Below are 11,893 nucleotides of genomic sequence, written 5' to 3'. Positions count from 1 at the left end.
TATGAAGGGATGTTTTTCATCATGGTTACAAATCGAGTTGTCTTTTTAACAGGTGCTGCGAGTGGTATTGGATATGAAATGGGAAGTGCTTTTGCAAAAGAAGGTGCAAAAGTTGTGATTACTGATCGTCTTGAAGAACGTGCGAAAGAAGCTGCTGAGCAATTACAAAGTGAAGGTTTTCAAGCTATCGGTTTAAAATGTGACGTTACATCTGAAGAGGAAATTACAGCATCAATTTCTCAAACAGTTAGTCATTTCGGTTCATTAGATATATTAATTAACAACGCAGGAATGCAACACGTTTCACCCATTGAAGACTTTCCAACGGAAAAGTTTGAGCTACTAATTCAAATTATGCAAATTGCTCCGTTTATCGCAATTAAGCATGCCTTTCCGATTATGAAACAACAAAAATATGGTCGTATTATTAATGTCGCTTCTATTAACGGCCTTGTCGGGTTTGCTGGAAAAGCTGCCTACAATAGTGCAAAACATGGCGTAATTGGATTAACAAAAGTTGCCGCTTTAGAAGGTGCTACGCATGGTATTACTGTTAATGCCCTTTGCCCTGGTTATGTCGATACCCCTCTTGTACGTAATCAACTACAAGACTTAGCTACTACACGAAATGTACCACTTGAAAATGTTTTAGAAGATGTTATTTATCCACTCGTCCCACAAAAGCGCTTATTACAAGTACAAGAAATCGCTGATTATGCTATGTTTTTAGCGAGTGAAAAAGCTAAAGGTATTACTGGTCAAGCTGTCGTTATCGATGGTGGCTATACTGCTCAATAAAAAATAAAGTTTGCTCAAGAAGAGCAAACTTTATTTTTTATTGCGAGGATCTTCGTACTTTAGTAATTGCCGCGGGAGCTTCTCAATTGCAACAATTACCCCCTCTAATTTACTTTCAATACGGTGGAGTAAATATAATGTTACAACAATTGGAAACCCTACATTACCTATCATCTTGATCCACTCTTCCATCCTCTTCTCCTCCTTTCATTATATAAGTAAGAGAAAACAATGCATTTAGGCATAAAAAAACAAGCTATTATGTATTAGCCTGTTTTTCAAATAATGATGCAATTTCTCGTTTATAATCCCCGCTTATAATACCTTTCTCAGTAATAATTCCTGTAATTAATTCGTTCGGTGTTACGTCAAATGCAGGGTTATAAACATTCGTTCCAATTGGTGCTACTTGTTTTCCAAAGATTTTCGTAACTTCTGTTTCATCTCTTTCTTCAATAATTATTTCGGCTCCAGTTTCTTTCGTAACATCAAATGTTGACAGTGGCGCAGCAACATAAAATGGGATATCAAAGTGCTTTGCTAAAATAGCTAAATTCATTGTCCCTATTTTATTTGCCGTATCTCCATTTGCGACAATTCGATCCGCCCCTACAATAATTGCATTTATTTCTTTCGTTTGAATAGCATGAGCTGCAGTATTATCTGTAATAAGGGTCACATCAATATTTGCTTGCTTCAATTCCCAGGTCGTTAAGCGACCACCTTGTAAAACTGGTCTCGTTTCACACGCATATGCATGTAAACGCACACCTTTCTCTTTTCCAATATAAAAGGGAGCTAATGCAGTTCCATATCTGGCAGTTGCGATACTTCCAGCGTTACAGATTGTTAAAATATTATCGCCATCTTTAAAACATGTTAACGCATATTCCCCAATATTTCGGCACACCTCTTCATCTTCCTGCTGAATGCGAAGCGCTTCTTCTTCTAATGTTTTTTGTGCTTCTTTTATTGTAGTAATCTCTCGAATAGATTCTCTCATACGATCAATTGCCCAAAATAAATTTACTGCTGTCGGGCGTGACGTTCCTAAATAATTACAATCTCTATTAAACTTCTTTTGAAATTCTTCAATATGTACAATGTTATATTTTTTTGATGCAAGCGCTAAGCCAAATGCAGCTACAATTCCAATTGCAGGCGCTCCTCGTACTTCTAACATTACGATGCTTTTCCAAACCTCTTCAATAGTCGTCAATGTTTTGTATTCTGTGCTATGCGGCAATTTCGTTTGATTTAATACCGCAATTGCATCACCTTTCCAGCTTACAGATCTCGGAACAGTAACAATTGTACTCACGCTTTTACGCCCCCTGAAACTGTCTGTTGAAATAATGTTCGAAACAGTTGAATATCAGCACTTTTAGATTCATATTTTATTAGTTCTTTACCTAAGGATAGCGCTTGTTTCTTAGCTTGAATTCTTGTTTCTTTATTTTCTATTTCATCTAAATCTGCTACATGAGCTAAACCAATTGTTCTACGAATCAGTTCACATCCGGCAAATCCAACTGCATCAGTAAAGATATTTTGCAAAATAATTGGTAACCATTGTTTTTCTTTCGTATATGCTTCTACACCTTCTCCAATCCATAACTTTGTAAAAGTTTCTACAAAATAACTCCACGTCTTTTCTATATGGAAAAATAGTACACTTCTTTTCTCTTCTTCTCTAGATAAAGCATTTAATAATAGATTTGCAATAAATTGACCTATGTCAAATCCAAATGGGCCATATGTCGCAAATTCTGGATCAATCACTTTCGTTTCAGAAGGTGACGAAAAAATACTACCAGTATGTAAATCACCATGAATAAGAGTTTCTTTTCTTGTTAAGAACTTATATTTATATTGTGCTACTTTTAGTTTTAAAGTTTTATCACTCCAAAGTTCATCAACCACGAGCTGTAAATCTGGCTCATAATCATTTGTATCATAATGTCCAAACGGATCTGTAAACACTAAATCCTCTGTAATTTTACAAAGGTCCGGATTTACAAAGGTACCTTCTAGTACCCTCTTCTCTTCTGACTGTAAACCAAAATCTGAAGTGTAAAATAAAACATGTGCTAGAAAACGGCCGATATGCTGGGATAAAAGCGGATATTCTTCTCCGTCTATTAATCCTTTTCTTGTAATTGTTAGTCTTGATAAGTCTTCTATTACCGTTATCGCTAACTCTTCATCATGACTGTACACTACTGGAACATAATCCGGTACATACTGCGCAAAAATTTGTAATGCCTTGCTTTCAATCGTTGCTCTTTTTATAGACAATGGCCAGCTTTCACCAACTACTTTCGCATAAGGCAGTGCTTGTTTTATTATAATCGATTTCTCTCCATCATCTAATTTGAACACGTAATTTAAGTTTCCGTCTCCAATTTCATGACAAACGACATTTGCCTTCGCTTCAAAGTAGCCATGATCTTTCGCATATTGTACAGCTGTTATTTCTGTTAATGAATAATATCCCATCGTCTTCTCCCCCTTTTTAAATTCAGAGGTTTTTCTAACATAGAAAAACCTCTTTCCACTAAGAAAGAGGTTTGAAGTTTATCTTCTCCCCTCTTATCTGCCAGAAAGTTTTACTTTCTGCTGGAATTAGCACCGTGCCTTTTGGCGTAATAAACGCCCCATTTCACAATGGTATTACGGTCGGTTGCTGGGCTTCATCGGGCCAAATCCCTCCACCTGCTCTTGATAAGAGTTGTATAATTTTTTGAATTTTTAACTTTATGTTGAAGACTATACCAAGAATAAAAATCACTTGTCAACATTTTATTTGTATAATTCTGGACGGCGATCCGCAAAAACTGGAATTCCTTTACGTACTTCTTTAATTTTCTCGAATTCAAGCTCTCCAAATAAAATTGATTCCTCTTCATTCGCCTCTACTACAACTTCACCCCAAGGGTCCACAATTAAAGAATGACCCGCAAATACATTATTTGGATCCTTTCCTGCTCTATTACATGCAACAACATAACACTGATTTTCAACTGCTCTTGCTTGCAATAGCAAACGCCAATGTGCTAAACGAACTAATGGCCATTCAGCTACAACAAATAATACTTTTGCCCCTTTAGCAGTATGGACACGCATCCACTCTGGAAAACGAATATCATAACAAATTGTTCCAGCGCATTCAACATCATCCAGCTTAAATTCGCCCGTACCATTACCGGCTATTAAATATTTATGTTCATCCATAAGCTGAAATAAATGTACTTTACTATATTCGTTGACTAGCTGTCCTTCATTATTTACAACATACATCGTATTTGTAACGCCTTGCTCTGTTTGCTTTGCTATAGAACCACCAACAATATGTACATCATATTGCTTCGCCCATTCTATTAACTTTTCTTTCGTTTCCACTCCATCCCTATCTGCAATTTCAGAAAGTCTCGTTAAATCATATCCTGTTGTCCATAGTTCTGGTAAGACGATAACATCTGGCCTTTCCTTCATAGCTTCGCTTATTTTATTTTTAGCATTCTCAATATTTTTTTCTACATCTCCAAAAACAATATCCATTTGAATACATGCGACTTTCATTTTTTCAGCCCCATTCTTATTTTTTTCTTTACAAAATACTGGAAAGATTATATCATTTGTCACTAGAATTGTAACAACTTTCAAAAGAGGTGGAAAGTATGAAATTATTTCAACCTTCTGAGATAGTAACATCATTGCCAACACAATTTTTCGCTTCACTTGTTGCAAAAGTTAACAAAGTCGTTGCAGCTGGTCACGATGTTATTAATCTAGGTCAAGGTAATCCAGATCAACCAACACCGCAGCATATCGTAAAAGCTTTACAAGATGCTGCCGAAAAGACCATTCATCATAAATATCCGCCATTTCGCGGACATGAAAGCTTAAAGGAAGCCGTGACTACATTCTATAAACGTGAATACGGCGTCGAATTAAACCCAAAAACTGAAGTTGCTATTTTGTTTGGTGGGAAGGCTGGACTAGTAGAATTACCAATTTGTTTTACAAATCCTGGTGATACAATTCTCGTTCCGGATCCAGGCTATCCAGATTATTTATCTGGGGTTGCCTTAGCAAAGGCACACTTTGAAACCATGCCGCTTATTGCAGAAAATCATTTTTTACCGGATTATAAAAAAATTGACGACTCTATCGCTGAACGGGCAAAGTTAATGTTTTTAAACTATCCAAATAACCCTACAGGTGCTACTGCATCAAAAGATTTTTTTGATACAACCATTCATTTTGCTAATAAACATAATATATTAGTTGTTCACGATTTCGCTTACGGTGCTATCGGATTTGATGGTCAAAAACCTGTTAGTTTCTTGCAAGCAGATGGTTCGAAAGATATAGGAATTGAAATTTACACGTTATCAAAAACTTTCAATATGGCTGGCTGGCGTATTGCTTTTGCAGTTGGAAATGAAAGTGTCATCGAAACCATTAACCTATTGCAAGATCATATGTATGTTAGTATTTTTGGTGCAATTCAAGATGCTGCTCGCGAAGCACTATTAAGTTCACAGTCTTGTGTAGTAAATCTTGTAAATAGTTACGAATCTCGGAGAAACGCTCTTATTTCAGCTTGTCACTCAATTGGTTGGAATGTAGACATTCCAACCGGATCATTCTTTGCATGGCTTCCTGTACCAGAAGGTTATACATCCGAGCAATTTTCTGATATTTTACTAGAAAAAGCACACGTTGCAGTTGCTCCTGGTGTTGGATTTGGTGAACATGGCGAAGGGTATGTCCGTGTTGGTCTCTTGCATACAGAAGATAGATTACGAGAAGCCATTAATCGAATTGATAAATTAAATTTTTTCAAAAAGTAATTGACAACATGAAAAATATCTGACAAAATTCAGTTATCTTAAAAATTTAAACATTTCTAAATACTTCTTATCAAGAGCAGGTGGAGGGACGAGCCCGACGAAACCCGGCAACCGATCTACAATCGTAGACACGGTGCTAATTCTCGCAGCATTATGCTGACAGATAAGGAGCTGGTTGTAAAAAAACCTCTCCTTAGCTGAGAGGTTTTTTTATTTAACTAGGAGGTTATAACAATGAGCGGAATTATAGCGACGTATTTAATCCATGATGATTCACATAACTTAGAAAAAAAGGCTGAGCAAATTGCACTTGGTTTAACAATTGGCTCTTGGACTCATTTGCCACAATTACTGCAAGAACAATTAAAGCAACATAAAGGCAACGTCATTCATATTGAGGAATTAGCTGAACATGAACATACGAATTCGTATTTACGTAAAAAAGTAAAACGCGGAATTATTAAAATCGAATATCCGTTATTAAACTTCAGTCCAGATTTACCAGCAATTTTAACGACTACATTTGGAAAGCTATCCCTTGATGGCGAAGTAAAATTAATTGACTTAACTTTTTCAGAAGAATTGAAAGAACATTTTCCTGGTCCAAAATTCGGGATAGATGGGATTCGAAACCTTTTACAAGTGCATGATCGTCCCCTTTTAATGAGTATTTTTAAAGGAATGATTGGACGAAATATTGGGTATTTAAAAACGCAATTACGTGATCAAGCAAGTGGTGGTGTAGATATAGTAAAAGATGATGAAATATTATTTGAAAATGCATTAACACCACTTACGAAACGCATTGTATCTGGAAAAGAAGTTTTACAATCCGTATATGAAACATACGGACATAAAACGTTATATGCCGTAAATTTAACAGGACGAACTTTTGATTTAAAAGAAAATGCGAAACGTGCAGTGCAAGCTGGAGCTGATATTCTATTATTTAACGTATTTGCTTACGGACTAGATGTACTGCAATCACTTGCAGAAGATGATGAAATCCCAGTTCCTATTATGGCACACCCTGCTGTAAGTGGTGCTTATTCAGCATCTAAGTTATATGGAATTTCATCTCCATTATTACTCGGAAAGCTACTACGCTATGCTGGGGCTGACTTTTCATTATTCCCATCTCCATACGGAAGTGTTGCGCTAGAAAAAGAGGAAGCTCTTGCTATCTCAAAATATTTAACTGAAGACGATGCATTTTTCAAGAAGAGCTTTTCTGTTCCATCTGCTGGTATTCACCCTGGTTTCGTTCCCTTTATTGTACGAGATTTCGGTAAAGATGTTGTTATTAATGCTGGCGGCGGGATACATGGACATCCAAATGGAGCGCAAGGCGGTGGTAAAGCTTTCCGTACTGCAATTGATGCTACTTTGCAAAATAAACCACTCCATGAAGTAGATGACATAAATTTGCATAGTGCACTACAAATATGGGGAAATCCCTCTCATGAGGTGAAATTATGAGTATTCAAGTATTTTGTGATTTCGATGGCACGATTACAAATAATGATAACATTATGTCCATTATGGAAAAATTCGCACCACCAGAAGCTGAAGAAGTAAAGAATAGAATTTTATCACAAGAGCTATCTATTCAAGAAGGTGTTTCTCAATTATTTCGATTAATACCTACTCATCTGCACGATGAAATTATTCAATTTTTAATAGAAACTGCTGAAATTCGTAATGGTTTTCATGAATTTATACAATTTGTAAATGAAAATAACATTTCTTTTTACGTTATATCAGGTGGAATGGATTTCTTCGTCTATCCACTCTTACAAGGACTCATTCCAAAAGAGCAAATTTACTGTAATGAAACAGATTTTTCAAATGAATACATTACGGTGAATTGGCCTCATCCTTGTGATCATCATTGTCAAAATCATTGCGGATTATGTAAATCATCACTCATCCGTAAATTGAGTGATACGAATGACTTCCATATTGTGATTGGAGATTCAATTACTGATTTACAAGCTGCGAAACAAGCAGATAAAGTATTTGCTCGTGACTTCCTTATTACAAAGTGTGAAGAGAATTATATTGCTTATACACCGTTTGAAACATTCCATGATATTCAAAATGAATTAAAACATTTGTTGGAGGTGAAATCATGAAACAACTTTTTCGTCAATGGTATGACTTAAGCGAGATAAAAAAAGAATTAACAACTCGAAATTGGTTCCCAGCAACAAGTGGTAATATTTCTATAAAAGTTAGTCATGAGCCACTTACTTTTCTCATTACAGCAAGCGGTAAAGATAAAACAAAAACCACTCCAGATGATTTTCTATTAGTAGATCATGTAGGAGTTCCCGTTTTAGAGACTGAATTACGCCCTTCAGCAGAAACAATATTGCATACACATATTTATAACAATACGAATGCCGGGTGCGTACTTCATGTTCATACAACTGATAATAATGTCATCACAAATTTATATAGTGATGCAGTTACCCTTCAAAATCAAGAAATTATTAAAGCTCTCGATATTTGGGAAGAAGGGGCAACAATTCACATTCCTATTATCGAAAACCATGCCCATATCCCAACGCTTGGAGAAAACTTCCGAAAGCATATACAAGGTGATTCGGGAGCGGTATTAATCCGTAACCACGGTATTACCGTATGGGGCCGAGATAGCTTTGATGCAAAGAAGAGATTAGAAGCTTATGAGTTTTTATTCCAATTTCATATAAAACTATTATCAATTCAAGGAGGCGTTTCTAATGGCGCAAATTCGTATTCATGAAGTAAATACTCGTATTGAAAATGAAGTGGAAGTATCTAAATTTCTACAAGAGGAATGCGTTTTATATGAGAAATGGAATATTTCTAAACTTCCTACTCATTTAAATGAAAATTATTCTTTAACAGATGAAAACAAAGCTGAAATATTAGCTGTTTTTTCAAAAGAAATCGCTGATGTTTCAGCACGTCGAGGTTATAAAGCACATGATGTAATTTCACTTTCAAATAGCACACCTAACCTTGACGAATTATTAATTAATTTCCAAAAAGAACATCATCATACAGACGACGAAGTCCGCTTTATCGTCAGTGGTCATGGCATTTTCGCTATTGAAGGCAAAGATGGGAAATTCTTTGATGTTGAACTTGAGCCAGGCGATCTAATATCTGTTCCAGAAAATGCAAGACATTATTTTACCTTGCAAGATGATCGTCAAGTTGTAGCTATTCGTATTTTTGTGACAACTGAAGGCTGGGTTCCAATCTATTAAGGTAGTTAGTTGAATAAAAGGACTTGGATCCCCTTTTCCAAACTTTTATTCACTCTACATATATACATCCTCCTATGGAACAGGCTTATTTCACTTTTGAAATAAGCCTGATTTTTTATTTACTCAAAAGTACCATTTCATCACAAATTTAACGCCTTGATTTTTCAAGTGTATTTTTTGAACATTTATTGAACATTTATTTAAATTTTTCTGAAAATTCTGTTTTGTATGTGATATACTACAATTAACTAAGAAGGAAAATAATATCGCAAACAGAGGGGGATAATCATGAGCTTACTTATCGCACTTATACTTGGAGTTACATGTGGGGCATTTCCTGTTATTTTAGGAGCTATTATGGAAGAGTTAGAAATTGGTGTTTTAGGATTTGTCGCATCTTGTGTAAGCGCTTTATTATTTGGTTTATTCGGCGCTATTCCTGTTTCAATTCTGTGTGCTTTTTATATAATACGCCATGCTCGTACAAAACAATTTGGTCCTAATCACATCGCACAAATTATCCCATTCCCAGTTGAACGATGTCGCCGAGCTTCTAACTTATAATGACTAAATAAATAAAAGTCCTCAAATGAGGACTTTTATTTATTTTCTTCTAGAAATTGAAACAATTCTTGTAGATGTAGGGCATCTTCACCATAGCTAACAGATACATGAAATATACCGTCAATCTCAGCTTGCATATAAAGATCCACTCCATCACGATCATATTTCAATGCCAAATAAAACTCCATTTCTTCTAACATCTTTTTAGAGGTTCGAATTACATAATGCCCCTTCTCATCTCTTCCATATTCAAAGTCTGGTTCAAAATCATATTTTTGTTTAAAAGCTTCTTTTTGTTTTTCATTAATTTGCATACAAGTAGCTCGCTGTACAGTATCAATCATCTCATCAAACTTTTGAAGGTCCACCTCGTTTACCCCCTTATATATTTTTTATATAATACTTGTGTTCCACTATTTTCTTCGCCATCCTTAATTAACTCTTCATACAATTCTTTCGCCAAACTTAAGCCTGGGACTGGTAATTGTAATTTTTCTGCTTCCTCTAAAGCAATCTTCATATCTTTCATAAAATGCTTTACATAAAATCCTGGCTCAAAGTCTCCTTTTAACATTCGAGGAGCTAAATTACTTAATGACCAACTACCTGCTGCCCCTGTTGAAATACTCTCTAACACTTTATCTGGATTCAATCCAGCCTTCTTCGCGTAAGCAACAGCCTCACATACTCCAATCATATTGGAAGCAATCGCAATTTGATTGCACATTTTTGTATGTTGTCCACTCCCAGCTGGTCCTTGTAATTGAATGTTTGTTCCTAACTTTTCAAGTAAAGGTAAGCATCTATCATATATTTCTTTCTCTCCACCTACCATAATTGCGAGTTTTGCTTCTTTCGCACCAACATCTCCTCCTGAGACAGGTGCATCTAACGTATATATATTTTTGCTTTTTGCAACTTCATTAATACGTTTTGCTAAAGTAGGTGTAGATGTCGTAAAGTCAATTGCTATCGTACCTTCTTTTGCATGTTCTATAATTCCTTCTATACCAAAATACACTTCTTCTACATCATGTGGATATCCAACCATTGTCATTACAATATCAACTTGCTTCACTAACTCTTTTGGCGTATCACACCATTGTGCACCATCTTGCACTAAAGAATCTGTTTTTGCTTTCGTTCTATTATATACATATACTTTATGACCATCTTGCATTAAGTGATAAACCATACTTTTTCCCATTACGCCAATACCAATGAAACCTATTGATAAAGTTTTATGTTCCATTTTCTCATCCCCTTTGTTCTAATAAATCATTTACCATCTTTCGGAACTCTTTATTAAAGTCATCATCCATACTATTTTTTACATTTGAAAATAACATAACAAAAATTCCTTTTTCTTTATTAAAATTATTGAAAGTGTTCCAACCAGATAATACACCATGATTATGAAAATAATCTGGATATATATAAAAACTAAATGCATATTTCCGTTCTGCTGAAGGCGAAAACATTGCTTGTATACTTTGTTCAGAAAGAAGTTTTCCATTTATAATTGCTTCGTCTAACTTCTTCATATCTCCAACTGTCGTATACATCTCACCACAACCATATAGCCAATCCATGCCTAACTTCTGCGCTGGTACAAGCTCTTGATTTTTTTTCACATAACCCTTTGTAAAATTTTTATCTCCAGGTACCATATTTCCCATACCGGATTCATGCATATCTGCTTTTACAAATATGTTTTCTTTTATGTAATCTCCTAAAGGTTTTTTCGAGATATGTTCTATTATATAAGCAAGAACCATATAATTATAATCTGTATATCTCCAACCTGTTCCTGCAGGAAATTCTAAATTTTGACGTCCAATCCAATTAACTAACTGTAAACGGGAAGCAGCATTCACATTTCCTTTCGCATGTTCAGGTAAACCAGAGGTATGGGTTAACAAATGATATAGTGTAATATTTTTATTCTCCGGAAATGAAGGAATATATTTATTTACATTATCTTGAATATTCAATTTACCTTGTTCTTGCAACTGTAAAATAGATGTGGCAACAACTGTTTTCGTAATAGAACCAATACGATATTTTGTTTGAGGCGTATTTTCTATTTTATTTTGAACATCAGCATACCCATATCCTTTATTCAATATAACACGCTCTTTATCTGTTACCAAAACTGTTCCATTAAATTGCTTTCCGACTAAATATTGATCTAATTTTTGAGATATGCTAGCATAATCAATTTGTTGCTCTTCTTTTTCTTCTATATTCCCTTGTACTTCTGATTCAATAGTAGGATTCACTTTAGTTGTTAATACAGTGTTTTCCTTTATATTGGGGCTAACAAGAAAATAGTATACTCCGCCGCCAACTATAGCAGACAGTGAAGCCATCACCATTACTTTTTTTATCATATTGATCCTCCATAATTCC

At 35.1% G+C, this 11,893-nt stretch carries 14 protein-coding genes and 2 riboswitches; of the genes, 7 read left to right on the top strand and 7 right to left on the bottom strand.

Translation table 11 applies throughout. The features are described from left to right. The first annotated feature begins 21 nt into the window (after nt 1-21). Nucleotides 22-798, top strand: a complete 777-nt coding sequence (locus BM089_RS13535) for a 3-hydroxybutyrate dehydrogenase (RefSeq protein ID WP_000258450.1) — start codon at nt 22-24, stop codon at nt 796-798. A 30-nt stretch (nt 799-828) separates the two neighbouring features. Here BM089_RS13535 and BM089_RS13530 read toward each other — a convergent pair whose 3' ends face one another. The 4 genes from BM089_RS13530 to BM089_RS13515 all read right to left on the bottom strand — a co-directional run bounded on the left by BM089_RS13530 (nt 829) and on the right by BM089_RS13515 (nt 4,464). Continuing rightward, nucleotides 829-990 carry a YvrJ family protein gene (locus BM089_RS13530; protein ID WP_000393338.1) on the bottom strand — a complete coding sequence of 54 codons (162 nt, stop codon included), beginning with the start codon at nt 988-990 and terminating at the stop codon, nt 829-831. 67 nt (nt 991-1,057) lie between these two features. Further along, the gene (mtnA, locus tag BM089_RS13525) at nt 1,058-2,119 is read right to left on the bottom strand and encodes an S-methyl-5-thioribose-1-phosphate isomerase (protein ID WP_071713530.1); all 1,062 of its coding nucleotides are present in this window, start codon (nt 2,117-2,119) and stop codon (nt 1,058-1,060) included. Beyond that, nucleotides 2,116-3,297, bottom strand: coding sequence for an S-methyl-5-thioribose kinase (gene mtnK / locus BM089_RS13520; RefSeq protein ID WP_000542674.1), 1,182 nt, complete (start codon nt 3,295-3,297; stop codon nt 2,116-2,118). The genes mtnA and mtnK overlap by 4 nt, the downstream gene beginning before the upstream one ends. Before the next feature lie 90 nt (nt 3,298-3,387). Continuing rightward, nucleotides 3,388-3,529, bottom strand: a riboswitch (SAM riboswitch). Nucleotides 3,530-3,600: 71 nt separating this feature from the next. Next, nucleotides 3,601-4,464: a carbon-nitrogen family hydrolase gene (locus BM089_RS13515; protein ID WP_016512349.1), complete on the bottom strand. Its 864-nt coding sequence runs from the start codon at nt 4,462-4,464 to the stop codon at nt 3,601-3,603. Nucleotides 4,465-4,478: 14 nt separating this feature from the next. Between BM089_RS13515 and BM089_RS13510 the strand changes: the two genes are divergently transcribed. From BM089_RS13510 to BM089_RS13485, 6 genes are all read left to right on the top strand, one after another. After that, entirely contained in the window at nt 4,479-5,657 is a 1,179-nt protein-coding gene (locus BM089_RS13510) for a pyridoxal phosphate-dependent aminotransferase (RefSeq protein ID WP_000765536.1), read from the top strand. A 64-nt stretch (nt 5,658-5,721) separates the two neighbouring features. Then, nucleotides 5,722-5,827, top strand: a riboswitch (SAM riboswitch). A gap of 64 nt (nt 5,828-5,891) precedes the next feature. Next, nucleotides 5,892-7,136: a 2,3-diketo-5-methylthiopentyl-1-phosphate enolase gene (gene mtnW, locus BM089_RS13505; RefSeq protein WP_000014203.1), complete on the top strand. Its 1,245-nt coding sequence runs from the start codon at nt 5,892-5,894 to the stop codon at nt 7,134-7,136. Further along, nucleotides 7,133-7,792 carry a 2-hydroxy-3-keto-5-methylthiopentenyl-1-phosphate phosphatase gene (gene mtnX / locus BM089_RS13500; RefSeq protein ID WP_000027487.1) on the top strand — a complete coding sequence of 220 codons (660 nt, stop codon included), beginning with the start codon at nt 7,133-7,135 and terminating at the stop codon, nt 7,790-7,792. Before mtnW ends, mtnX begins: the two co-directional genes overlap by 4 nt. After that, the gene (locus BM089_RS13495; protein WP_000811341.1) at nt 7,789-8,427 is read left to right on the top strand and encodes a methylthioribulose 1-phosphate dehydratase; all 639 of its coding nucleotides are present in this window, start codon (nt 7,789-7,791) and stop codon (nt 8,425-8,427) included. The genes mtnX and BM089_RS13495 overlap by 4 nt, the downstream gene beginning before the upstream one ends. Beyond that, entirely contained in the window at nt 8,405-8,917 is a 513-nt protein-coding gene (locus BM089_RS13490; RefSeq protein ID WP_090977139.1) for a 1,2-dihydroxy-3-keto-5-methylthiopentene dioxygenase, read from the top strand. Before BM089_RS13495 ends, BM089_RS13490 begins: the two co-directional genes overlap by 23 nt. Before the next feature lie 288 nt (nt 8,918-9,205). Beyond that, nucleotides 9,206-9,481, top strand: coding sequence for a hypothetical protein (locus tag BM089_RS13485; RefSeq protein ID WP_000054659.1), 276 nt, complete (start codon nt 9,206-9,208; stop codon nt 9,479-9,481). A gap of 35 nt (nt 9,482-9,516) precedes the next feature. Here BM089_RS13485 and BM089_RS13480 read toward each other — a convergent pair whose 3' ends face one another. From BM089_RS13480 to BM089_RS13470, 3 genes are read right to left on the bottom strand one after another with little or no spacing between them, the layout of a single operon-like run. After that, the gene (locus tag BM089_RS13480; RefSeq protein WP_000365617.1) at nt 9,517-9,849 is read right to left on the bottom strand and encodes a DUF3909 family protein; all 333 of its coding nucleotides are present in this window, start codon (nt 9,847-9,849) and stop codon (nt 9,517-9,519) included. A gap of 5 nt (nt 9,850-9,854) precedes the next feature. After that, nucleotides 9,855-10,733, bottom strand: a complete 879-nt coding sequence (locus BM089_RS13475) for an NAD(P)-dependent oxidoreductase (protein ID WP_000400437.1) — start codon at nt 10,731-10,733, stop codon at nt 9,855-9,857. Nucleotides 10,734-10,737: 4 nt separating this feature from the next. After that, on the bottom strand, nt 10,738-11,874 hold the full coding sequence (locus BM089_RS13470; RefSeq protein WP_000592904.1) for a serine hydrolase: 1,137 nt from the start codon (nt 11,872-11,874) through the stop codon (nt 10,738-10,740). Nucleotides 11,875-11,893: the final 19 nt, after the last annotated feature.

The sequence above is a fragment of the Bacillus sp. 5mfcol3.1 genome (assembly GCF_900114335.1).
In the GTDB taxonomy this organism is placed as follows: Bacteria; Bacillota; Bacilli; order Bacillales; family Bacillaceae_G; genus Bacillus_A; species Bacillus_A thuringiensis_S.
The sequence above is the reverse complement of the archived record's forward strand: the minus strand, read 5'-3'. Positions and strand labels throughout refer to the sequence as shown.